The organism is Exiguobacterium sp. MH3 (assembly GCF_000496635.1).
In the GTDB taxonomy this organism is placed as follows: domain Bacteria; phylum Bacillota; class Bacilli; order Exiguobacteriales; family Exiguobacteriaceae; genus Exiguobacterium_A; species Exiguobacterium_A indicum.
This window is the reverse complement of sequence record NC_022794.1, coordinates 572,624-595,833: the sequence shown is the minus strand read 5'-3', so window position 1 is coordinate 595,833 and position 23,210 is coordinate 572,624. Positions and strand designations below refer to the sequence as shown.

The following is a 23,210-nucleotide window of genomic DNA, read 5'->3' as shown; positions in this document are numbered from 1 at the left end:
TTTCCTGATATTCTCTTTCATGATTCCTATAAAAAATTCTTTTTTGTTTCGACTTGATTCCGAATGAATTTTACTATAATATCATCAATGTTCGTTTTTTAATCAATTTGTTATGAAGGTGGTCCTTTTACCCATGTTTAAACTTGCCGCACATCAAACAACCGTAAAACGTGAAATCCAAGCTGGATTCGTGACGTTCATTACGATGGCCTATATTCTGCTCGTCAACCCAACGATTTTAGCAGATGCCGGTATCCCCCAAGCCCAAGCTTTTTCTGCGACGATCATCGCGACATTGATCGGTACGCTTCTGATGGGGCTTTATGCGAATCTACCAATCGCAGTCGCACCTGGAATGGGACTCAATGCGTATTTTACTTATACACTTGTCGTTGGTGAGAAGATTCCATATCAGACAGCACTCTCAGTTGTCTTCGTCGCTGGTGTCATTTTCTTATTGTTATCACTCTCACCGATTCGTACGAAGCTGATTGAAATCATTCCGATGACATTAAAGCTTGCGATCACAGGTGGAATCGGTCTCTTCATTGCTTCACTCGGTCTCAAGATGTCAGGAATTTTAGTCGCTAGTGAAGATACACTCGTCACGATTGGCGCATTGACGTCACCAGAAGCATTGATCACACTCATCGGATTATTAGTTGCAGCGATCTTGACAATCAAACGTGTACCAGGTGCTATTTTATATGCCATGATCCTCTCTGGATTGATTGCATTCCTGACAGGTGAATTGAAGTTTTCCGATTCCTTCGTTGCGTTACCGACGTTACCAGAAGGATTGATCATCACGAATCCGTTCAACGCCATTCAAGACGTGTTCCAATACGGTCTGTTCAGCGGTGTCCTCTCCTTCGTTCTCGTGACGATGTTTGATACGACAGGTACGATGGTCGCTGTCGGAGAACAGGCTGGATTGATTGAAAAAGATGGATCATTGAAAAACAGCGAACGTGCCCTATTATCTGATTCGACTGCGATGGTCGCTGGTTCATTATTCGGAACAAGTCCTACAACGGCTTACGTAGAATCTGCAGCGGGTGTCGCTGCTGGTGGACGGACTGGACTCACATCCGTGACGGTCGGGATTCTATTCGCATTATCTGCCGTCTTTGGGCCGTTCGTTCAATCGATTTCGAGCGTCCCTGCGATTACTGCGCCCGCATTGATCTTAGTCGGTGCCTTCATGATTCAAAACATCAAGCAGATTCCATGGGATGACTTCAGCGAAGCTTTCACGGCTTTCCTCGTCATCTTGATCATGCCATTATCCGGTAGCATCGCAACCGGTATCGCATTCGGTTTCATCGTCTATCCAATCATGAAAGCTATCCAAAAAGAGCGTGTCCATCCACTCATCTATGTGTTCGCGCTTCTCTTCTTCATCCAATTATTCTTCTTATAATAAAAAACATGCCTGTTCCGTCAGTTAGTCGGAACAGGCATGTTTTTTAAATCACTTCTTATTTCTTCATTTTATCCCATGTTTTTGTGAAGTCCTGCAACATCTCATCAGCTGTTTTTTGCTTACCAACGTATGCTTGCATGATCGCTCCGAACTCGTTTACAGCACCATCCGGATACTTGAACCAGTTCCATGAGATGGTTTTTCCATCTTTCGAGTACGCTTGAATATCATCTGCAAGCGGTCCTAAATCCTTCGCTTCGATTGATTTGAAGGCAGGGATGAATTTAAATTTATTGACCATGTAGTCTTTTCCTGTGTCAGACGTCGCCATCCACTCGAGGAATTTCTTCGCTTCTGCTTTGTTCTTCGAGTTCTTATTGACGACCCAGTTGTTTGGTACGCCGACAGGCAGACGATCCATTTTTTCTTTATCATCATTGATCGGCATCGGGATGAAGCCCATGTTGATGTCCGGATTGACATCCGTGATCAATTGTTGTGCCCAGTTCCCTTGTTGGATCATCGCTGTCTTACCTTCAGCAAACTGAGAGACTTGTGTATTATAGTCTGTCGTTAACGGATTTTTATTTCCATACTCAATCGTCAAATCAAATAGATTCATGAATTCCTTGAACTGTTTATTGTCCTCGAACTTCGCTTTTCCAGAGTTGAGATCTGCAATGAACTGATCTGGATCATCCTGTTGTGCGACCGGAATGTTTAAAAGGTGATTTCCAAGAACCCACCACTCCCCGTATCCGATCGAGAACGGTGTCACTCCATCTGCCTTCAGCTTCTTAGAAGCTTCCGTCAATTCCGTTAATGTTTTTGGAAGTTCCGTGATACCGGCTTTTTTGAAGATATCTTTATTGTAGATAAAGCCATATCCCTCAAGGTTCATTGGCATACCATACAATTTACCATCAATCGTCATTGGCTCTTTTGATAGATCCGTTAAATCACCGACCCACTTTTCATCTGACAAATCTTCTAACTTATCCTGCCATGTTTTTGCTTCCGTAAAGCCACCATTGTTAAAGACATCTGGTTCATTACCTGAAGCGAACTGTGATTTCAGAGCCGCGCCATAGTCCGATCCACCACCGACTGTTTGCACGACGACTTTCGTCCCAGTTTCTTTTTCATACGCTTTTGCCATCTTTTCCATGTCTTTTGCGATTTCAGCCTTGAATTGGAATACGTTGAGCGTCTTACCGTCTTTTGAACCACTATCTTTCGAGTCATCGCTATTCAATGTACCGCCACCACATGCTGCCAAAGCGACGACCATCGCCGTCGTGACGACAGGTAATGCTGCCCATCTTCTTTTACGCATTCGGATTCCCTCCCTGATTTCGTTTCATTTCGTGCTACATCTTCACAATAAATGAAAACGCTTGCAATGAAGAGAGAGAAAGTTGTCCGGTGTGGTGGAAAATATTGAACAATCGTTATCCGAGTCTTTTCATCGGAATTGTTGTATCATGAAACTAGAGATTCTTTTATGAATAGGAGTTTGATGCCATGTCCTTGCAACTCACGATTTTATTGATTGGTATATTGCTGTTTGCCGCCGTCTGGACGACGAAGCTATCAAGTCGTCTGAATATTCCTGCTCTACTGATTTTTATCGCCCTTGGTATGATTGCTGGAAGCGACATTACGGGGTTCATTCGTTTTGACGATGCAGAACTGGCTCAGCTTCTTGGAACTGTCGCTCTCATCATCATCTTATTCGAGGGTGGTCTGCAAACGGTTTGGAAGGAAGTGCGTCATGAATTAGCCCCTTCCCTCTCGCTTGCGACGTTCGGGGTCTTCATCGCTACATCCATCGTTGCCGTTGCTTCCCATTATATTCTGGGCTTTAGTTGGGCGAATGCTTTTTTACTCGGGGCAATCGTTGGTTCGACGGATGCCGCTGCCATCTTTTCTGTCTTGAGTGGTCAGCCGATTCGACGGAAAGTCGGATCAACACTTGAAGTCGAGTCCGGTACGAATGACCCGATGGCCGTCTTTTTGACTGTCTTGTTCCTTGAGTTCGTGACGAACCCTGAAGAAGCATCGCTCTTATCGGGACTTGGATCACTCGTTTGGGAAATGGCGATGGGACTTCTAATTGGTTTGTTCATCGGATGGGCAGCTTCGACATTGATCAATCGGATCGATTTGTCCTCTTCTAGCTTTTATCCGATCATGCTCATGTCGTTTGCTTTCCTGTCTTTCGGTTTAGCTGATACGTTCCATGCAAGTGGATTTTTAGCCGTTTATGTCACAGCGATCTACATCAGTAATCATGAACTCGTCTATCGACAGACACTCGTTCGTTTTACGATGAGTATGGCGCATCTTGCTCAAATCGGAATGTTCATCGTGCTCGGTCTGCTTGTCTTTCCGAAACAATTGCTCGATGTCCAGGTCATCCTATCTTCCATTGCGCTGGCGCTGATCTTAATTTTCATCGCTCGTCCTTTGTCAGTCTGGGTGAGTCTTCTTCCGTTTCGTTATTCGTGGCAAGAGAAGGTCTTCATTTCCTTTGCTGGCCTAAAAGGAGCGGTACCGATCATTCTCGCGACATACCCTCTCGTTGCGGATATCGAGAATGCATCGATGATCTTCAATATCGTGTTTTTCACAGTCTTACTATCTACGCTAATTCAAGGGAGTATGTTGACGTTTCTTTCCGAGCGATTACGACTGAACGAAACACAGACTTCTGCTATTCATACGGTCATTGAATTCATGTCGATTGGTAAACCGAACGCCGAAATTATTGAGTTAACGTTACCAATGTCCCATCCATTCATTGGAACGACGATCTCAGAGATTGATTTGCCACAAGAATTTTTGATCACTGCCATCATTCGTGATGATCAAATCATCACACCGCGTGGCGACACTGCCCTTGAAGGCAATGATCAACTGTTATTGCTGACACCAAAACATCGCATCAAAACACTGAAACGATTTTTGTTCCCACCCGCTTGAGCTTCATATAAAAAGGGAGTAGATGCTTGCCATCTACTCCCTTTTTATATGTTCACTTATTCTATTATTTCGTCTTTGTGTCTTGCGTCTGTTCCTTCTGTTTTGCTTTAGAGCGACGATAAAGGATATACCCTCCAAGAATCACGACGATTCCACCTAAGATCCACCACAACTCTTGCTCTAATCCTTTTAGCATCGATTCCGCGCGTTCTACTCCAAACCGTTCACCAACCCAAATGTAGAAGAAGGAAACTGGGAAAAGTCCAATACTTGAAGCGAGTAGATAACGTTTGAATGATAAGCCGAACAAACCACATGGAATCGAGACGACCGAGCGCACGACTGGGAAGAAGCGTCCGAACAAAGCAGACCATGTGCCGTATTTCGCGACGATGCGCTCCCCTTGCTCAATTTCTTTTTCTTTAATCAGTAACCATTTGCCGTACCGGATAAGTATCGGACGACCAGCATAACGACCTAAAAGATAAAAGACCGTCGCGCCCATTAGACTTCCTAAAAAACCGACAAGAACAGCAACTGTCCAACTGACTGTTCCGTTCGATACATATAGACCAAGTAATGGTAAGCCGACTTCTGCTGGGATCAATTCCGTACCAAGACCAACGATCATAATTCCTAAAAACAGCCAGAGATTGGATTCTCCGGCTGAGAACAACCATTCCAACATACAAGTAACCCTCCGTTCATCCTCTCGCTGGACGGAGGAGATAATAGATGATGACGACTAGTGTCGTCCAGACGCCTGTGAAGATTCCGATGATCCCGACAATGAAGAAACCGAGTGCAACGATTGAGCCTGTCCGTTTATAATCCCGCCACATCGTTCGTAAGCCCTTAATGTTAAACCAAAGAAACGCAATGAACAAAATAGGGATGAGTATCCCAACAATTAATAGAGAAGACATGCTTTCACCTCTTTCTTATTTATTGTTATCCCCATTCTATCAGGAATCGACACGTCTTTCCTCCGCCTGAGGTCGTACGAACCTAAAAAAGGGCACGCTTCCGAATCGGAGCATGCCCTTTGCTTTATAAAACTTCCTGTTTTGACGCTTTCTTACTATATATATGTCAGAGCAAGTGGATGCCTTCCGCTTGAAGACTTTTACGCGTCTCTTCTGACCAGACAGAAGCTTGGACTTCGCCGATATGACGCTTCTTCAATAAGAACATCGCCATACGAGATTGACCGATTCCTCCACCCATCGTTAACGGTAGACGCTCTTCGAGTACACCTTGATGGAATGGGAATGCCAATTTATCTTCTTCTTGAGCAATCGCTGTCTGTTTCAACAACGCTTCACGATCAACGCGAATACCCATTGAAGACAATTCGAATGCTCCGATTTCTGGGTGGTGTACTAAAATGTCACCGTTGAGCGTCCAGTCATCGTAGTCAGCCGCTCGACCATCATGCTTCTCACCTGAAGCCAGTGCGCCCCCGATTTGCATGAGGAAAACGGCACCATATGCTTTCGTGACTTCTGTTTCACGTTCTTTCGTCGAAAGTGTCGGATACGCATCCTCTAACTCTTGTGTTGTCATAAAATGAATCGTTTCCGGTAAGATTGCTGAAATACCATACTCCGCTTCTACTTCTTTTTCGACTTGGCGAATCGTTGCATAAATCGCTTGTACCGTTTCTTGTAAATAAGCACTCGTCCGTTGTTCTTTCGTGATGATCCGTTCCCAGTCCCACTGATCGACGTGAATGGAGTGTGTCGCATCCAGCATCTCATCGCGACGAATCGCATGCATCAACGTGTATAATCCTTCTCCCGCTTCAAATCCGTACGTATGAAGCGCTTGACGCTTCCACTTTGCAAGAGATTGTACGATTTCAAGATCTGCTGTGTGATCCAAAGCATCGAAACGAATGATTCGCTCTACGCCGTTGAGATGATCGTTGACACCGAGTGTACTTTCTACGAACAATGGTGCTTCGACACGTGTCAATCCGAGTGTTGTCGAAAAGCGTTCTTCAAAGCGTTTCTTTACGAGTGTGATCGCTTCCTGTGTGTGTTTCATCGATACGAGTGTTGTCATGGTGGTGTTCCTCCTCAATTGTGTTTTGAAAAAGAAGCCATAAAAAAGAGCCCTTCTTTCCCAAGAATATGGGACGAAAGACTCGGTTCCGCGGTACCACCCATGTTAGCAACGATGTTGCTCACTCAAAAGACGAATCACTTCATCTTCGGCCTTATGATAACGGACAGGCAACTCCGGCTACGCCTACTGACATTCGGGTTCGGGTAGCGACTCCGGGAGGTTCTTCGCATCTTGCTTCCGACTGGGCTCTCACCATCCCCAGCTCGCTATACGGTCGTACAAGGTGTTACTCTTCCCTTCAACGTCGTTGTTACAATTGAATTGAGAACATCGTACAACAGGTCGCAAGCATTTGAAAAGACTTTTTTTCAAAAAAAATAAAAGTTGTCAGATTAATCTGACGTGTGAATCATGAAAAAAGCGTTCTCGCAGAAGCGAGAACGCGCTTACAAAAATTATTTGATCGATCCACTCGTAATTCCTTGAATGATCTGTTTTTGCAAGGCAAAGAAGAACAACAATAACGGAATGATCCCGAGGACGAGTCCGGCAAGTGCTAAGTCCCACTGCTTCGTATATTGACCGAAGAAATAGAACGTCGCGAGTGGAATCGTCCGTAAATCGACGTCTCGTAACATCAGCGATGGCAGTAGGAAATCGTTCCAAATCCACAGCGTGTTCAAGATGATGATCGTGACCGTGATGGGCTTGAGTAATGGGAACACGATGCGCCAGAACACACCCCATTGTGAACAACCATCAATGATGGCCGCCTCCTCGATTTCTTCAGGAATCGACTTCATGAATCCATGGTATAAGAAGATTGATAATCCAGATCCAAAACCAAGATACATCAGAATCAATCCCCAATAACTGTTCTGCAATCCGAGATCACCAGACAATTTCGATAAGGGAATCATGATCGACTGGAATGGAATGATCATCGCCGCAACGAATAAGAAAAAGATGATCGTCGACAAGCGTGTTTTCGTCCGGACGAGTTTCCAGGCCGCCATCGAACAAAAGATGATGATGACCGCGTTAGCACCGACTGTAATGATGACGGAGTTTAAAAAGACTTTTCCGAAGTTCATGGCTTCCCATGCTTCTGAATAGTTGGACGTCATCCATTCCTTTGGTAGACCCGTTGTGTTCGTAAAGATATCGCCCTGCGTCTTGAAAGAATTCGAGACAACGTAATAAAACGGGATCATGTACAGTAGCCCCATCAATAAGGCTGCCAGTTCGACTGTTCCAAGACGGAGTGAATAACGACCTCTCGTCTTTTTAGAGCGCTTCGGTTTCTCCTCTTGCGGAGTGGGTAATGGTTGTGCTGTACTCATGCTTCCACCTCCCGTTTTTTCGTCAGATAGACTTGAGTGACTGTAATCGCTGCAACAACAACGAAGAAGATGATTGCCTTCGCTGATCCGAGTCCAAGATTATTATTCGTAAACGATTCTTTGTAAATGTTTAGAGCAAGCATCTCGGTCGATTTGAATGGTCCGCCATTCGTTAGGGATAAGTTCGTATCGAATAACTTGAAAGACCATGAAATCGTCAAGAAGAGACAGATTGTGACCGACGGCATGATCAGTGGCAACGTAATGTTCCGTAACGTCGATAGACGATTGGCACCATCGATTTTTGCCGCTTCAATCAGCTCTTGTGGCACGTTTTGCAGAGCCGCGATATAGATGACCATGATGTAACCGCCACCTTGCCAAATCGAAACAATGACGATACCCCAGAATCCTGTCCGGGCATCTCCTAACCATGGAAGTTCAAATATACTCCACCCTGTCAATTCACCGATCGATGCGAAGCCTTTGACATAGATGAACTGCCAAACGAAACCGAGGATCAACCCACCGATCAAGTTCGGCATGAAGAAAATCGTTCGTAAGAAATTACGTGTGCGAATATTTTGTGTCAATAAGAACGCCAAGATGAAACCGACGACATTCGTTAAGATGACGGCAACGACCGTATATTTCGTCGTCAACCAAAATGACTGCTGGAACTGCTCGTCACTCGTAAAGAGACGGACATAGTTATCAAAGCCGATCCAATTCAATTCTCCGGTTACACCGTTCCAATCCGTGAACGAATACATAACGCCATTGAAAAACGGTACAAGCACGATCACTGCGAATACAAGAAAGACCGGTCCGACGAAGAGCCAAAAATCAAGACCGCGTTTCCACTTCTTTTGTCCAGATGTCATTGTTTCATCCCTCCTCCACTCTACAGTACGTCTTTCTCTAACACTTGAACACGTCACCATTTGACCCATTGGGTGGAAAATATTGAACGTTTTCCTTTGGCGCGTTCGCACTAGATACGCTACTATTAGAAAAAAGAGAGATCCAATCAAAGAGGGAGTCGATACCATGGAAAAGACCATTCGTTCAGACTTAGAAATCGCACAACAAACCGTCTTACGCCCGATTCGAGAAATTGCGGACCGGATTGGTTTGCAAGAAGAGGATTTTGATACGTACGGAAAGTATAAAGCGAAGTTGACAGATGGACTGTTGAACCGATTGGCAACGAAATCTGACGGGAAATTAATCCTTGTCACAGCTATCAATCCGACAGCTGCCGGTGAAGGAAAATCAACCGTCACTGTCGGACTCGGACAGGCGTTGCATCGGGCAAACCATAAGACGATGATTTGTTTACGGGAACCCTCACTCGGTCCGACGATGGGCTTAAAAGGTGGCGCGTGTGGTGGTGGCTATAGCCAAGTTCTACCGATGGAAGAGATCAATCTGCATTTCACAGGCGATATGCATGCGATCACATCTGCTCATAATACAATCAGTGCCTTGCTCGACAATCACCTGCATCAAGGTAACATCCTTGGTATCGATCCGCGTCGTATCGTCTGGAAACGCGTTCTTGATTTGAATGACCGTGCCTTGCGCCAAGTTACGATTGGTCTTGGTGGTCCTGCGCATGGTGTGCCGCGTCAAGATGGATTCGACATCACGGTCGCTTCCGAAATCATGGCGGTCCTCTGTCTAGCAGACTCCATTTCGGATCTTGAACAGCGGTTGAGTCGCATCGTCGTCGCCTATACGTACGATCAACAGCCGGTTACAGTCAAAGATATTCAGGCATCAGGAGCTGCGACGTTACTCCTGAAAGATGCGTTCCGCCCGAACCTCGTTCAAACCGTCGAAGGAACACCAGCACTGATTCATGGTGGACCGTTCGCGAACATCGCACATGGCTGTAACTCTTTGATTGCAACGCAAACTGCACTGAAGCTAAGTGATTACGTTGTCACAGAAGCAGGATTCGGAGCCGATTTAGGTGCCGAAAAATTCTTCAACATCAAATCACGGATCGGCGGACTTCACCCGGATGCCGTCGTTATCGTCGCTACGGTTCGTGCCTTGAAGATGCACGGAGGTGTCGACAAAACGCAACTCAGCGAAGAAAATCTCGCCGCCTTAACAGATGGTCTTGCGTTACTTGAAAAACACGTCGAGACGATGAATCTGTTCGGTGTCCCTGCCGTTGTTGCCTTGAACCGTTTCTTCACCGACACGGAAGCAGAACGGAATATGATCTTGGAATGGTGTCAGGATCGTAATATTCGTGTCGCGGAAAGTGAAGTCTTCAGTAAAGGGGGAGCTGGCGGCGAAGCACTCGTCACGGAAGTCATGCAAGCTCTTGAGGAACCGAGCCAGTTCCGCCCTCTGTATCCTGACGTCTTACCGCTTCGTCAAAAGATCGAGCGTATCGCAAAGCGTGTCTACGGCGCAGCCGACGTTCATTTTGAAGACAAAGCGCTCCGCGAACTCGAACGGTGTACGGAGATGGGATTGAATGAGTTACCGATTTGTATGGCAAAAACACCCTTTTCTTTAACGGATGATCCTGCTCGTTATGGTCGTGTCGAAGACTTCACGATCACGGTCCGCGAAATCCGTCCATCGGTTGGTGCAGGGTTCATCGTTGCATTGACTGGGAATGTATTAACGATGCCAGGATTACCGGCAGTTCCTGCCGCCTTCCACATGGGCGTATCGGAAGACGGACAGGTATTTGGACTTTCTTAATGAGAGGATGAGTTACATGACGATTGATCATTCACATTGGATAGCCTCTGACGGCTATACTACGACATTGCATAGCCTCGAAGCCCACGACCCTAAAGGAGTCGTGATCGTCTTTCACGGGATGATGGAGCATGGCGCGCGGTATGAGGAATTCGCCGAATTCCTCTATGCGCATCATTACCACACGATCATCGCAGACTTACGCTGTTTCGGAACCCGAGCAGCACAGCTCGGAACACTTGGACACCTCGAGCCGAATCAAGGGTTTAAACAATTGATGCAGGATGCAGAAGAACTCGTCTCTGACATCAAAGAGCGTTATCCGACGCTACCGGTGTTCATCTTCGGTCATAGTTTTGGTTCGTTGATTGCTCGCCGAATCGGTCAAACACTCGGTCATACAGTAGCTGGAATCATCGCGAGCGGACCCCCGACAAGTACAGGTTTACTCGGTGATGTCAGCCAAAAACTCGTCGAACGTCAAATCCATCAGTTGTCAGCAATACACCCTGCTGAACGGTTTGGACAACTCGTGTTCGGACGGTATAACTTACGTTTTTTCCCAGCACTTTCTAAAAATGCTTGGCTCTCTTCGGATCCTCAATCCGTCATGCGCTATGATGCAGATCCATTGTCCGGTCAAACAGTCACGCTTGGGTTCTTCCACGAACTCTTACATGCAACGAAACTCGTCAACGCACTTGCTTCCATCTATCAGCATCCACGTCATTTACCTCTCTTATTGCTTGCTGGTGGAGATGACGCGGTCGCGTTCGACGGAAAAGGTATCCATCATTTGTTTGATATGTATAATCGTGTCCGTGTCGATGCTGTACAGCTGACGATTTATCGAGGGTTACGTCATGAGCTCTTCCATGAGTTCGAACGCATCCGCGTTTTTGCCGATATCGCGAGCTGGTTGAATAAACAAGTCAATCCTGCAGCTAAACAGTCATCTTCCCGTTCTTCTTAAGCTACATCGATCGATATAAAAAAAGGCAGCGAATCCTTGTGATCCGTTGCCTTTTGCACTTCTATCGTATCCTTCATTGAATCCAAGTCAGTGAAGAAATCATAGCTTCGATTTCTTCGATTTCAAGCGTCTCGCGTTCTGCAGAGTACGTCAATAAGACTAACCGTTCCCCGTCCGAATACGCGTAGATCCGTAAGAAGATATCTTCTTCTTTCCCATCTACTGCAAGCAACGCTTCTTTTGTTGAATTACGACGGACTTCAAGTGCTCCTGTTAGTTCGATGCCGAACTCTTCCACCAACAGATTGATTTCTTGTTCCGCCGCCTCATACGGTGTCAATTCTTCTGAATCGGACTCATAAATGGATAATTGGAGCGTTCCCATTGCATTTTCATCCGTCGAATAAAAACTGACATATGTCTCTTCTTCTTGATATTCGAATACCTTTGGATATTCTAGCGTGATCCAATGATCGACTGTGTACTGTTTCATTTGAATTCCTCCATTCGTTGTATCTCTTCAAAGCGGATACCCGTCACAGCCATACGCTCGAATTGTCGAGCGAGTTGAGCAGAGACGAACATGCGATGCGTGCGCTCATCTCGCATAAGATGATGCGGACAAATCGAATCGCTGATTCGTCGCTCTGTCAAAAAATAGACGCGTCGTCTCGGGACCGGACGGAATACATCCGTCGTATGTAGATGTTCGATCCGACTGACAGATAAGAGATTGAGAAGATAGTACGGAACCACTCCGTCCTTCGTCTCAAGATGTACCTTGAGACATTGTACAGAAAAAGGCGCGTATGCTGCAATGACGCGTTGCACACGTTCCGAGACGAGCGGCAGATCGAATGTGTTTGGAAGGACATCCGGTAGCAAATCCGCATCTTGATTGATGGAAAAAGCAAGTACACCTACGTTATGGAACCACTCTCCTATCAATAAGCGATGACGATCGAATTGATGGTGACAGATCGCCTTCCATCCTTTTCCCATCGGCTGTTCGCTCCAAACTCGCACTTCATTCACCAGACACTCTCTCCTCTACCCAACTTTACCCATATTGCAAATCAAGATTACCATTGGAAACGATTAACTAGTATTATTGTACACCGAATCTTAAAAGAAATTGCTTTTTTTCATAAAAGTTATGGAAATGCCCTCTTTGCTATGCTACTATATTTCATGTAGCCAATACGCGGGTGTAGTTTAATGGTAAAACCTCAGCCTTCCAAGCTGATGACGAGAGTTCGATTCTCTTCACCCGCTCCAATTATGACATAACATAGGTCTAGGACCATTTCCCTCTAGAGGGCAGGCGACTCGCGACGTGCGAGTCGTCTTTTTTATTGATTCTGCTGATGATTCCAACGAATTTATGGGTATACAACGATATAGATAGAGATTCGTAAAGGAGGATTCGTATGATTCAGATGAAAATGCCCGGCGTGACGATCTATCAAAGTACACTCATGAAAACGACTTCGACATTAATCGAGACGCCTGATTGTCTGATCGTCGTCGACCCTGGCTGGCTTCCCGATGAGATTGCAACGATTCGTCGAGACGTCGAAATCGTGCGTCGCGAACGACCATTATACGTCGTCTATACGCATGCCCATTTCGATCATATTTTAGGAGCCTATGCCTTTACGGATGCCATCGTCATCGCTTCTAAACCGTTCATCGATGTCGACCGACAAGAAGCGCTCCAAGCCGTACAAGATTTTAATGATGAATTCTATATCGATTCTCCCGTCCTTTTCCCAGACGTGACACATGTCATCCATGAGTCTGAGACGATTTTAACGATCGGACAAACGAAGTTAATCTTCTTTTTGACGCCCGGTCATGAAGCGACTCATCTTTCCTTCATCGTCATGCCACTTCACTTGTTAGTCTGCGGCGATTACGCTTCAGACGTTGAAATCCCCTTGATCGAACACGATTCCTCTGAGTATTTGACGACGCTCGAGTTACTCGAGTCGTTCATTTATGAATATGAAGTCAAACTCTTGATTCCCGGACACGGTCACATTTGTGATATCCGAACAGAGATGATCGAACGACTTCATCAGAGCTATGATTATATTCTTGCCCTCCGTGCCGGAAAAGAATCCGACTGGGCTCCATCTTGGCAAACGACTCCTTTTATGAAACGTCTGCATGAAAAAAATAAGCGACAAGTCAAAAAAGAACAAGAAGAACGATTAGCCCGACGCCATTATGATTAACTTCGCTCAACTAAAAGACTCGGTCGCCAAATTGGTGACCGAGTCTTTTAGGGTTATCCAAGTAATGTGACGAGCAACGCTTTTTGTGCGTGGAGGCGATTCTCAGCTTGATCGAAGATGACCGATTGCTTGCCATCGATGACGTCCGCCGTGACTTCCTCCCCGCGATGCGCCGGAAGGCAATGTAAGAAAATAGCTTTATCATTTGCTTGATTCATGATATTGGCATTAACCTGATATCCTTCAAATGCTTGCAGACGCATCGTCGCTTCTTCTTCTTGTCCCATACTCGCGAAGACATCCGTATATACGACGTCTGCACCACTCGCTGCTTCCTCAGGATCCGTCATGACGATGATGTTTCCACCCGTTTCCTTCGCAATGACTTGTGCCTCATGAACGATTTGTGGATCAGGAGCATACGCCTCCGGCGCACAGATGCGAACTTCCATTCCACTGAGCGCTCCACCAATCATCAGCGAATGGGCCATGTTATTTCCGTCCCCGATATATGTCAAAATCTTTCCAGATCGTGTTCCAAATGTCTCTTCGATTATCAGCAAGTCAGCAAGGACTTGGCACGGATGGTGTAGATCCGTCAATCCATTGATGATTGGAATCGTACCGTGTGCCGCAAGTGTGTCGACGATCTCATGACCGAACGTCCGAATCATCAGGGCATCGACGTAACGGCTCATGACTTGAATCGTATCTGAGAGCGGCTCCCCCCGCCCGATTTGCATATCTGCTCCACTTAGCACGATCGGATGTCCACCGAGTTCGACGACACCCACCTCAAACGATAGACGTGTTCGCGTCGATGCCTTTTCAAACAATAAGGCCACTTTTTTATGGCTTAATGCGTTTTGGTAGACACTCGGCTGATGCTTGATGTCTTTCGCGAGTGCCAATAGCTCCGTCAGTGCTTCCGGCGTCAGTTCCGCCATCGTCAAGAAATGCTTTAATTGTTGCATCGTCTTCATTTTACTTCCTCCTTGATCGGCTCTGTCCATGTATGAAGTGGCTTCACAGCATAAGAGGACTTTTCTATCGCTTGTAGATGATAATGCGCTAATTCAGGTTCTGTCAGTACTTGTACCCCGGCAGCAAGCGCTGCTTCGCGACTCGCTTTTTCTTCTATCACGTGCGAATAGAAAATCGCACATTGTGCCCAGTCAATCGTTTCATCTAATGCTACACCCGTTCCGAAAGCCTCTGTATCTGCTCCAGCAACGATGATGTCTCTCGTCGTCAAATGTCGTTTTGTCGTCTCGTCGAAAATGAAACGTTCCAGCGCCAGTCCGTCTGTCGTCCATTGCAGCGTTTCACCTGTCGAACGCATGACGGGACCTGTTTTCGGATCGACGCCTTGTAGTTTCAACGTTGAAAAAACAGGGGTCTTGACGGCATGGAAATCAAGTTTCGTCTGTTCCGTTGGTAGTGCGACCGCTTGACCGACCGCTGCTTGGACTGCCCACTGCAAGATCGGTTGACCGGTTACTTTGGCGACGATTGGTAACGTGCGGGAGGCACGTGGATTGATTTCTAGCACGTAGACTTGATCGTCGTGCAAGACGAATTGGATATTGTACGCTCCTTTATAATCCATTCGTTGCCCGATCATCTGTGCAAATCGCTCGATTTCGCTCTGAACGGTAGCGCTGAGCGATACAGGTGGCAGAATCATCGTTGAATCTCCAGAGTGAACCCCTGCCCGTTCCAATTGCTCCATCAAAATCGGAACGTACGTCGTTGTGCCGTCCGTAATACAGTCGACTTCGATTTCCTTTCCTTGGAGGTAGGCATCCACGAGGACAGGGAATGCCAATTCAGACACGATCGTCTCTAATTGCTCTTGATCGTGGATGATATGCATTCCTTTACCTCCGATGACATAGGAAGGACGAATCATAACCGGATAACCGATCGTTGTTGCAACTTCTGTCATTTGTTCATGCGTCGCCACTTCTTGTCCTGGAATACGATCGATACCGATATCATCTAAAAATTGATAGAACCGCTCACGGTCTTCCATTTGGTCAATGACATCTGCCGTCGTTCCGAGAAGATGATAACCGGCGTTCTCCAAACCAGACGCCAGCGCAATTCCCGTTTGTCCTCCGAACTGGACTAGGACGTCTTGGCAATCCTCTGCTTCTAGCACATGCATGACGTCTTCAAGTGTCAACGGCTCGACATACAGGCGATCTGCGACTTCGAAGTCGGTCGAGACGGTCTCTGGGTTATTGTTAATCATGATCGTTTCATAACCGGATGCTTGCAATGCACGTACCGCGTGAACGGAGCAATAATCAAATTCGATTCCTTGACCGATTCGAATGGGTCCCGCACCGATGACAGCAACTTTCTTTTTCGTCGATGCTGTGACTTCCGTTTGACCACTCCAGTTTCCGTAGAAATAAGGTGTCGCACTCTTGAACTCTCCTGCACATGTATCAATCATATGATAGACAGGGAGGATGCCTTTTTCTTTACGTAAGTGCTCGATCTCTACAGCACTAACACCTGTCAGAAGCGCAATTTGTTCGTCCGTGAAGCCCATCATTTTGGTTTGCTTTAGAGAACTTTCATTCGATACATCGATGTTTTGTTGCTGATCGACGAGGCGTTGAAGTACTTTGACGAATAAAGCTTGTACTTTCGTCTGTTCGACGAGTGATTCGACGGTCGTCTCCTTGCGATCGAGTAGCGCGAGCATCGCAAGCAAGCGACGATCCGTCGGCGCCATCACTTCCTTCCACAACGCATCCGATTCCGCTGTTTTCATCCATGTCGGATAAAGAGGCGATTGCTCGACTCCTGCACCGCGCCACGCCTTTTGTAACGCTTCTTCTAACGTCTTCCCCATCGCCATGCTCTCACCCGTCGCCTTCATTTGTGTTCCAAGCGTCCGGTTACTGCCAGTAAATAGATCGAACGGGAAACACGGCACTTTTGCCGTAATATAATCCATCGTCGGTTCAAAACTTGCCATCGTTTCTTTCGTGACAGGATTGATGCAATCGTCGAGTCGCTCACCGAGCGCAAGACGTGTCGCTAATTTTGCGATCGGATATCCCGTCGCCTTGGAAGCAAGTGCCGAAGAACGACTGACACGCGGATTGACTTCAATGACGAAATAGCGTTCTTCCATCGGATGGATTGCGAATTGAATGTTGCATCCACCGATGACACCGAGATGCGATACGATTTTACGCGCTTCCGTACGCAATTGTTGATTCATTCGATCCGAAATCGACTGAATCGGTGCAAAGACGACCGAGTCTCCAGTGTGGACACCGACAGGATCGATGTTTTCCATGTTACAGACGATGATCGTCGTATCTGCGCTATCACGCATGACTTCATATTCGACTTCTTTATAGCCAGCGATACTCACTTCAACCAAACACTGTGAAATCGGACTTGCTTGTAGACCGTTCTGCGCCAACAGACGTGCCTCGTCCTTCGTTACTGCGATTCCGCCGCCCGTTCCACCGAGCGTAAAGGCTGGTCGGATGACGAGTGGTACCCCGTGTACTGCCATGAATTCCTCAAGCTCTGCTAACGATTCGATCGTTTGACTTTCCGGGAGCGGTTGCGCGAGTTCGATCATCTTTTGCTTGAATCGTTCACGATCTTCTCCGTCTCGGATCGTCTCAAGCGAAGTCCCTAGAAGTTCGACACCGTATTGTTCAAGTACGCCTGCTTCTTCGAGTGACATCGCAAGATTGAGTGCCGTTTGACCGCCGACCGTCGCTAGGAGATGGGATGGTCGATCCTGTTCGATGATGGCCGTTGCTTTTTCAAGAGTCATCGCCTCAATATAGACATGATCTGCCGTGCTCGGATCCGTCATGATAGTAGCCGGATTCGAATTCATTAAGATGACCTCGCATCCCGCTTCTCGAAGCGCCTGACAGGCTTGTGTGCCGGAATAATCAAATTCTGCTGCTTGCCCGATGACGATCGGACCCGAACCGATGACGAGTACTTTCTGTTTATCCCACATATGCTACCTCCTGATGTAATACGCTATTTACGAATTGATCGAAGACGACCATCGCCTCTGTCGGTCCTGGACTCGCTTCTGGGTGAAATTGGACTGTCATGATCGGTAGTACCGGATGAATCAATCCTTCAACGGATCCATCATTGATGTGTTCGTACGCAAGTTCCATCTCAGACGCTTCGATACTTTTTACATCAACGGCATAACCATGATTTTGAGACGTCATGAACACTTGTCCGGATGCTAGATGACGCACAGGATGATTCGCTCCTCGGTGTCCGTGATGTTGTTTTAATAAGGTACAGCCGAAGGCATGAGCGAGAACCTGATGTCCCATACAAATACCAAGTGTCGGATAGCTCGTCGCCAGTTCACGGATTCCTGAAAGAAATGGATCCAGTTGTGTCGGATCACCAGGTCCGTTGGAAAACAGTAGACCATCTGGAGCCAGCGCTTGAATCCGTTCCGGTGTCGTATCATATGGCACGACCGTTACACGCATATGGCGTTCAAGCAAAGCATCGATCATCGATTGTTTCACACCGTAATCGATACAGACGATGTGCCCCTGTTCGACTTCCGGTACGTATTCGATGTTTGAAGTCGTTGATACGGAAGCGATGTATGCTGTGTCGATTGACGCAGTGACGCTCATATCCACTTGCATCATGTCACCGAATTGATCGCCTTCCGTCCGTAATAGATGCACAAGAGAACGCGTATCGACTCCCGACAAAATCGGCACATTTGCTTCACCCAACCAACTCGCGAGCGATGTTCCTTCCCCGTCCTCAGCCAAAGTTTGGACGATGACACCAGCGACTTGAATCTGGTTGCTTTCTGACGCTTCCGCTTGAATACCGTATTGACCGATCAACGGGTATGTGAAGACAAGAATTTGTCCTTGATAAGATGGATCCGTCAAGACTTCCTGATATCCTGTCATTCCTGTAAAAAAGACGACCTCTCCTTTGACTGGAGCTGTTCCTTGCCACGAACCGGTAAACGTCGTTCCGTTCGCAAGCGTTAATTTTCCGGATTGTTTCATACGATGACCTCCTGTTGACAAACAAGTTGTATTTTTTCGATGGCGTGCATGAGTTCCTGTTCTGTCACGAATAATGATGGCAACAAGCGAATGACATGAGGACCAGCCGAGACGACGAGAAGACCATTCTCACGCAAAGCGTCAATCAGCGGTGCAACAGGCATCACACACTCGATACCAATCATCAAGCCACGTCCGCGAACAGAGCGAACGATGGATTTAGGTAGCTTTTGCTCTAATTGCTGTCTCAAAAATTCGCCTTTTCCTTGAACGTCTGCCATGACAGTGTCATTTAACAAAAGGTCAAGTGTGGCTTCCGCAGCTGTCATCGCGAGTGGATTTCCACCAAAGGTCGAACCATGCGATCCAGGTGTAAATACTTCTGCCGCTTCTGCCGTCGCGAGTAGCGCACCGACCGCAAGCCCACTTCCGAGCCCTTTCGCAAGAGTGATGATATCCGGTACGAGTGGTGTCTGCTCAAACGCAAAACGAGAGCCTGTTCGACCGATGCCAGTCTGTACTTCGTCGACGATGATTTTGACATCGTATTGTTGCGCTTTCTTCATCAACGCTTCGAGCCACGCATCGTCAGCAACGACGACCCCACCCTCTCCTTGAATGATTTCGAGCCATACGGCAGCAGTTTGTTCCGTAATCGCTGATAGGCTCTCCATCTCGTTAAACGATAGATGTTTGAAGCCATTCACCATCTCCCCGTATCCCGCTTTGATTTTCTCCTGTCCTGTTGCGCCCATCATCGCAAATGTCCGTCCGTGGAAAGATTGTTTAAATGTGACGACTTCCGTTTTCCCTGTCCATTTTCGAACGAGTTTGTACGCCGCCTCGTTTGCTTCCGCACCACTGTTACAAAAGAAGGCATGACTGAGATGACTGTCTTCCGTCAGTCGCTCGGCGACCCGCTCTTGTGCCGCGATTTGAAACAGATTCGACGTATGCCAAATTTGATTCAATTGTTCCTCTAGCCGTTGCTGAATATAAGGATGACGGTGTCCTGTGTTGCATACAGCGATTCCCATGATGAAATCAAGATACGTCTTGCCTGTCGCATCTTCTACGATCGACCCTTGTCCTTTGACCAATTCCACATCAGTACGTTGATAAGTGGGTAGTAGTGCACTCATGTAATTCCTCCTTGATTCGTGTCCCTGCAGCTAACGCATTTTTCCCAGACCGAATGACGACCTCTGGAATACCATGCTGAGTGGCCTGCATCATCGCTTCGACCTTCGGAATCATTCCTCCGTAGATTTCCCCCGACGCTATCGCAGCTTCGATGGCTGCAGACGTGATTTCTGATTGATAGTCACCGTTTACTTTTACACCCTCAACATCCGTCAACAATTCAAATCGGTCGACAGACCAAGCTTTCGCGACAGCAATCGCACACGCGTCCCCGTTACTGTTCAATACACCTTGTTCCCCTGTGACAAGGGATGTGACGACAGGCACATAACCATTCGTACTCAACACCGTGAATAATCGTGGATGAATGTGCGTGATCTGACCGACTGCCCCGAGTCCTTTGATCGTTTTACCATGGACGCTTGCGCCGTCTAACCCGCTCATCCCGACGGCAGGAATCCCCGCTTGATTCAACTGCTGGACGATACCGGATTGAACTTCCCCTGCTAAGATTCGTCGCGCCCCGAGTAAGACACCATCCGTCGTTACACGGACACCGTTTCGAAACACGGGTTTGATTCCCTCTTGTTCACAGTAACTCGATAGAAGAGGACCACCTCCATGGACGATCAATAATTCGTTACCGGTTTCGACCCACGCTTTCCATTCCTCGAAATACCGCGCATCCAGTTGCTCCCACACACTACCACCTAGTTTGATGACTTTTCGTTTCGTCATGTCCGGTAACTCGCATTGATTTTGACGTAATCGTACGTCAGGTCACAGCCGTAAGCGTGTCCTTGTCCTACTCCATCATGCAAATCAATATGAATATGGACATCCTGCTTTGCCAGTTCCTGCGATGCAACTGCTTCATCGAATAAGACAGGCATGCTCTGTTGCAACACCCACTGCGAACCAATTTTGATGTCAACGTTTGATACATCGAGTGGCTCCTTAATACTTCCGACAGCAGCGATGATTCGTCCCCAGTTCGCATCTTCCCCAAAGATGGCTGTTTTGACGAGAGACGATCCGACGACTTGTTTGGCGATCATTCGTGCTACTTCATCGGTTTGTGTTCCCGCTACCGTCACCTCAATCAACTTCGTCGCGCCTTCCCCGTCCCGCGCAATCTGTTTCGCTAAATCTTGGCAAACCGTTTCGATCGCCTGTTCGAATGCCAACGCTTCGTCCGTGCCTTCAACGATCGTTGCGCCCCCTGCAGCTCCGCTCGCTAAAATCATGACCATGTCATTTGTCGAACTGTCTCCATCTACGGTAATGCAGTTGAACGTCCGATGAATCGTCCGACGCAACACCGTCTGTAAGACATCCGGTTCAATCGTTGCATCGGTCGTCAAGAAACCAAGCATCGTCGCCATGTTCGGATGAATCATCCCTGATCCTTTCGCCACGCCACATACTGAAATTTGGACATCCCCTTGCATGTATTGTTGACCAGCTGTTTTCGTACCAGTATCGGTCGTCAGGATCGCATGAGCAAAATCATCCGCGGCATCCTTGTCATTTGTAGGCATCAGCTGTGGAATACCTGCCAGTAACGTATCAATGGCTAACGGTTGACCGATGATCCCTGTTGAAGCAATCGCGACTTGTTCTGGAGCAACATTTAAACTTTTCGCCATCGCTTGTTGCGACATATACGCATGGGATAACCCTAGTTTCCCTGTACACGCATTCGCGTTCCCGCTGTTAACGAGGACGGCATGAATACGACCTTGTGACGCCTGAATCGCTTGTTTCGTCACGGTGATTGGTGCTGCTTGCACCTGATTCGTCGTATAGACAGCTGCAGCGCTTGCTCCTACTTCACACCAGATCAGACCTAAATCCTTCCGCTTTCGTTTCAGACCCACATGTATTCCCGATGCTTGAAATCCCTTCGGTGTCGTGATCGTCAATGGGGTCTTTACTTGTACTTGCCACACAGGCGTTCCTCCTCTTTCTTTTTCTCTTGATTAAATGTAGATCGGCTGTTGCGTTAAACCGGATGTCTCATCAAAACCAGCTAGAATGTTGGCATTTTGAACGGCTTGTCCGGCAGCTCCTTTTTGCATGTTATCGATGACTGAAACGATGGTCACTCGCCCTGTCCGATCATCCTTATAAACGGTCAAATCACAGTGATTACTCCCGACGACGGATTTGATTTCCGGATCAGCCTGTTGGATTCGGACGAATGGTTCCGTTGCATACTGGTCCGTCAACCAAGATCGCCACTCCGTTTCCGATAAATCGATCAACGGCTGAACCGTCATAATCGCCATGATGCCTCGATTGATCGGTAGTAGTTGGGTCGAGAACGTAATCGGATGCGATGATCCGGTCCATTCGAAAAGCGCCTGCTCAATTTCCGGGATGTGCTGATGCTGATTCACTTTATACAAGCGAACGTTTTCGCTTGAATGGACATGATGCGTTTGTGCCGTCAACGTTTTCCCTGCTCCCGTCAGACCAGAAGAAGCCTGAATGATGATTTGAGATGGATCGATTTTTTTCTCTTTTAAGAATGGTGTTAGTCCAAGCAAAACTGCTGTCGCGTAACAGCCTGGATTCGCAATCCATTTGCTCGCAGTAACAGCTTGACGATTCCATTCTGGTAATCCATAAGTTGCTCTTTGTTGCAACTGGGCATCAATGGGTTCCTTGTCATACCACATTGCATATGCTTCAGCTGGAAGTCTCAAATCGCCACTTAAATCAATGACGTAACCGGACCAGTTTTGAAGTTGTTCTAAATAATGCTTTGAAATCCCACTCGGTGTCGCTAAGAACACCATGTCCGTATCGGTTTCCATCAAATGATCCACCGAAAAGGAAGATAACGAGGAATATGTTTTTTTATTCATAAATGGGAATACGTCATGCATGGATTCCCCCGCCATCGAGTCACTCATCAAGCATATGATCTCAAATGAAGGATGTGATTCTAGTAGGCGAATCAGTTCAATTCCGGTGTATCCTGTTGCTCCGATGATGGTACATTTCATATCAGTACGCTCCCCTTCAAAGAATGTTATATCGATTTAAACATATGTATATTTATACTGTCAATTGAATTTTTATTAGTTTTTATACAAAAAAAGAAGCGTTGAAGCGATTGTCTTCTATAAGACAGTCCCTTCAACGCTTCTTTTACACGCATCTACTTAACGCTTTTCCGCACGTTGCGCTACGAGATGATCAATCCCAAATACGCCTGCACCCATGATCGCG

General features: G+C 46.9%; 20 protein-coding genes, 1 tRNA gene and 1 other annotated feature. Of the genes, 6 read left to right on the top strand and 15 right to left on the bottom strand.

Annotated features, from left to right (window positions below; all coding sequences use genetic code 11):
- Window positions 1-133 precede the first annotated feature (133 nt).
- Window positions 134-1,423 carry an NCS2 family permease gene (locus U719_RS03000; protein WP_023467239.1) on the top strand — a complete coding sequence of 430 codons (1,290 nt, stop codon included), beginning with the start codon at window positions 134-136 and terminating at the stop codon, window positions 1,421-1,423.
- Between the two features lie 58 nt (window positions 1,424-1,481).
- Here U719_RS03000 and U719_RS02995 read toward each other — a convergent pair whose 3' ends face one another.
- The gene (locus tag U719_RS02995; protein ID WP_023467238.1) at window positions 1,482-2,762 is read right to left on the bottom strand and encodes an ABC transporter substrate-binding protein; all 1,281 of its coding nucleotides are present in this window, start codon (window positions 2,760-2,762) and stop codon (window positions 1,482-1,484) included.
- A 188-nt stretch (window positions 2,763-2,950) separates the two neighbouring features.
- Here U719_RS02995 and U719_RS02990 point away from each other — a divergent pair, with 188 nt between their 5' ends.
- On the top strand, window positions 2,951-4,411 hold the full coding sequence (locus tag U719_RS02990) for a potassium/proton antiporter (RefSeq protein WP_023467237.1): 1,461 nt from the start codon (window positions 2,951-2,953) through the stop codon (window positions 4,409-4,411).
- 64 nt (window positions 4,412-4,475) lie between these two features.
- On the opposite strand, the gene U719_RS02985 is transcribed toward U719_RS02990, so the two are convergent.
- From U719_RS02985 to U719_RS02965, 5 genes are all read right to left on the bottom strand, one after another.
- Window positions 4,476-5,099 (bottom strand): DedA family protein, encoded by a 624-nt coding sequence (locus U719_RS02985; RefSeq protein WP_023467236.1) that lies wholly within the window; start codon window positions 5,097-5,099, stop codon window positions 4,476-4,478.
- A 16-nt stretch (window positions 5,100-5,115) separates the two neighbouring features.
- Complete coding sequence (locus U719_RS02980) at window positions 5,116-5,337, bottom strand: hypothetical protein (protein WP_023467235.1); 222 nt, start codon at window positions 5,335-5,337, stop codon at window positions 5,116-5,118.
- A gap of 166 nt (window positions 5,338-5,503) precedes the next feature.
- Complete coding sequence (asnA, locus tag U719_RS02975; protein WP_023467234.1) at window positions 5,504-6,478, bottom strand: aspartate--ammonia ligase; 975 nt, start codon at window positions 6,476-6,478, stop codon at window positions 5,504-5,506.
- 66 nt (window positions 6,479-6,544) lie between these two features.
- Window positions 6,545-6,792 (bottom strand) — a binding site (T-box leader).
- A gap of 144 nt (window positions 6,793-6,936) precedes the next feature.
- Window positions 6,937-7,824 (bottom strand): carbohydrate ABC transporter permease, encoded by an 888-nt coding sequence (locus tag U719_RS02970; RefSeq protein WP_023467233.1) that lies wholly within the window; start codon window positions 7,822-7,824, stop codon window positions 6,937-6,939.
- Window positions 7,821-8,708, bottom strand: a complete 888-nt coding sequence (locus U719_RS02965) for a carbohydrate ABC transporter permease (RefSeq protein WP_023467232.1) — start codon at window positions 8,706-8,708, stop codon at window positions 7,821-7,823. Before U719_RS02965 ends, U719_RS02970 begins: the two co-directional genes overlap by 4 nt.
- A gap of 166 nt (window positions 8,709-8,874) precedes the next feature.
- Between U719_RS02965 and U719_RS02960 the strand changes: the two genes are divergently transcribed.
- Window positions 8,875-10,554 carry a formate--tetrahydrofolate ligase gene (locus tag U719_RS02960; protein WP_023467231.1) on the top strand — a complete coding sequence of 560 codons (1,680 nt, stop codon included), beginning with the start codon at window positions 8,875-8,877 and terminating at the stop codon, window positions 10,552-10,554.
- 16 nt (window positions 10,555-10,570) lie between these two features.
- Window positions 10,571-11,527: an alpha/beta fold hydrolase gene (locus U719_RS02955; RefSeq protein ID WP_041254998.1), complete on the top strand. Its 957-nt coding sequence runs from the start codon at window positions 10,571-10,573 to the stop codon at window positions 11,525-11,527.
- A gap of 73 nt (window positions 11,528-11,600) precedes the next feature.
- Here the strand turns inward: U719_RS02955 and U719_RS02950 are convergent, their stop codons facing one another.
- Together U719_RS02950 and U719_RS02945 are read right to left on the bottom strand one after the other, a co-directional pair.
- The gene (locus U719_RS02950; RefSeq protein ID WP_023467229.1) at window positions 11,601-12,020 is read right to left on the bottom strand and encodes a hypothetical protein; all 420 of its coding nucleotides are present in this window, start codon (window positions 12,018-12,020) and stop codon (window positions 11,601-11,603) included.
- Window positions 12,017-12,562, bottom strand: coding sequence for a hypothetical protein (locus U719_RS02945; RefSeq protein WP_023467228.1), 546 nt, complete (start codon window positions 12,560-12,562; stop codon window positions 12,017-12,019). The genes U719_RS02950 and U719_RS02945 overlap by 4 nt, the downstream gene beginning before the upstream one ends.
- Window positions 12,563-12,731: 169 nt before the next feature.
- Here U719_RS02945 and U719_RS02940 point away from each other — a divergent pair.
- Window positions 12,732-12,805: transfer RNA gene (locus U719_RS02940), tRNA-Gly, on the top strand.
- Window positions 12,806-12,957: 152 nt separating this feature from the next.
- Window positions 12,958-13,767 carry an MBL fold metallo-hydrolase gene (locus tag U719_RS02935; protein ID WP_023467227.1) on the top strand — a complete coding sequence of 270 codons (810 nt, stop codon included), beginning with the start codon at window positions 12,958-12,960 and terminating at the stop codon, window positions 13,765-13,767.
- Between the two features lie 53 nt (window positions 13,768-13,820).
- Here the strand turns inward: U719_RS02935 and argF are convergent, their stop codons facing one another.
- The 7 genes from argF to argC are packed head-to-tail and all read right to left on the bottom strand — an operon-like array spanning window position 13,821 to window position 22,984.
- On the bottom strand, window positions 13,821-14,750 hold the full coding sequence (argF, locus tag U719_RS02930; protein ID WP_023467226.1) for an ornithine carbamoyltransferase: 930 nt from the start codon (window positions 14,748-14,750) through the stop codon (window positions 13,821-13,823).
- On the bottom strand, window positions 14,747-17,779 hold the full coding sequence (gene carB / locus U719_RS02925; protein ID WP_023467224.1) for a carbamoyl-phosphate synthase (glutamine-hydrolyzing) large subunit: 3,033 nt from the start codon (window positions 17,777-17,779) through the stop codon (window positions 14,747-14,749). Before carB ends, argF begins: the two co-directional genes overlap by 4 nt.
- A complete protein-coding gene (locus U719_RS02920; RefSeq protein ID WP_023467223.1) occupies window positions 17,769-18,827 on the bottom strand; it encodes a carbamoyl phosphate synthase small subunit in 1,059 nt (352 codons plus the stop codon). Before U719_RS02920 ends, carB begins: the two co-directional genes overlap by 11 nt.
- Window positions 18,824-19,969: an acetylornithine transaminase gene (locus U719_RS02915; RefSeq protein ID WP_023467221.1), complete on the bottom strand. Its 1,146-nt coding sequence runs from the start codon at window positions 19,967-19,969 to the stop codon at window positions 18,824-18,826. The genes U719_RS02920 and U719_RS02915 overlap by 4 nt, the downstream gene beginning before the upstream one ends.
- Window positions 19,935-20,708: an acetylglutamate kinase gene (gene argB, locus U719_RS02910; RefSeq protein ID WP_023467220.1), complete on the bottom strand. Its 774-nt coding sequence runs from the start codon at window positions 20,706-20,708 to the stop codon at window positions 19,935-19,937. Before argB ends, U719_RS02915 begins: the two co-directional genes overlap by 35 nt.
- Window positions 20,705-21,922, bottom strand: a complete 1,218-nt coding sequence (gene argJ / locus U719_RS02905; protein WP_023467218.1) for a bifunctional glutamate N-acetyltransferase/amino-acid acetyltransferase ArgJ — start codon at window positions 21,920-21,922, stop codon at window positions 20,705-20,707. The genes argB and argJ overlap by 4 nt, the downstream gene beginning before the upstream one ends.
- Before the next feature lie 30 nt (window positions 21,923-21,952).
- Window positions 21,953-22,984 carry an N-acetyl-gamma-glutamyl-phosphate reductase gene (gene argC / locus U719_RS02900; protein WP_023467217.1) on the bottom strand — a complete coding sequence of 344 codons (1,032 nt, stop codon included), beginning with the start codon at window positions 22,982-22,984 and terminating at the stop codon, window positions 21,953-21,955.
- Window positions 22,985-23,210 lie beyond the last annotated feature (226 nt).

Coding starts and splice junctions, on each gene's coding strand:
- U719_RS03000 (WP_023467239.1), top strand. CDS start 134: ATGTTTAAACTTGCCGCACATCAAACAACCGTAAAACGTGAAATCCAA.
- U719_RS02995 (WP_023467238.1), bottom strand. CDS start 2,762: ATGCGTAAAAGAAGATGGGCAGCATTACCTGTCGTCACGACGGCGATG.
- U719_RS02990 (WP_023467237.1), top strand. CDS start 2,951: ATGTCCTTGCAACTCACGATTTTATTGATTGGTATATTGCTGTTTGCC.
- U719_RS02985 (WP_023467236.1), bottom strand. CDS start 5,099: ATGTTGGAATGGTTGTTCTCAGCCGGAGAATCCAATCTCTGGCTGTTT.
- U719_RS02980 (WP_023467235.1), bottom strand. CDS start 5,337: ATGTCTTCTCTATTAATTGTTGGGATACTCATCCCTATTTTGTTCATT.
- asnA (WP_023467234.1), bottom strand. CDS start 6,478: ATGACAACACTCGTATCGATGAAACACACACAGGAAGCGATCACACTC.
- U719_RS02970 (WP_023467233.1), bottom strand. CDS start 7,824: ATGAGTACAGCACAACCATTACCCACTCCGCAAGAGGAGAAACCGAAG.
- U719_RS02965 (WP_023467232.1), bottom strand. CDS start 8,708: ATGACATCTGGACAAAAGAAGTGGAAACGCGGTCTTGATTTTTGGCTC.
- U719_RS02960 (WP_023467231.1), top strand. CDS start 8,875: ATGGAAAAGACCATTCGTTCAGACTTAGAAATCGCACAACAAACCGTC.
- U719_RS02955 (WP_041254998.1), top strand. CDS start 10,571: ATGACGATTGATCATTCACATTGGATAGCCTCTGACGGCTATACTACG.
- U719_RS02950 (WP_023467229.1), bottom strand. CDS start 12,020: ATGAAACAGTACACAGTCGATCATTGGATCACGCTAGAATATCCAAAG.
- U719_RS02935 (WP_023467227.1), top strand. CDS start 12,958: ATGATTCAGATGAAAATGCCCGGCGTGACGATCTATCAAAGTACACTC.
- argF (WP_023467226.1), bottom strand. CDS start 14,750: ATGAAGACGATGCAACAATTAAAGCATTTCTTGACGATGGCGGAACTG.
- carB (WP_023467224.1), bottom strand. CDS start 17,779: ATGTGGGATAAACAGAAAGTACTCGTCATCGGTTCGGGTCCGATCGTC.
- U719_RS02920 (WP_023467223.1), bottom strand. CDS start 18,827: ATGAAACAATCCGGAAAATTAACGCTTGCGAACGGAACGACGTTTACC.
- U719_RS02915 (WP_023467221.1), bottom strand. CDS start 19,969: ATGAGTGCACTACTACCCACTTATCAACGTACTGATGTGGAATTGGTC.
- argB (WP_023467220.1), bottom strand. CDS start 20,708: ATGACGAAACGAAAAGTCATCAAACTAGGTGGTAGTGTGTGGGAGCAA.
- argC (WP_023467217.1), bottom strand. CDS start 22,984: ATGAAATGTACCATCATCGGAGCAACAGGATACACCGGAATTGAACTG.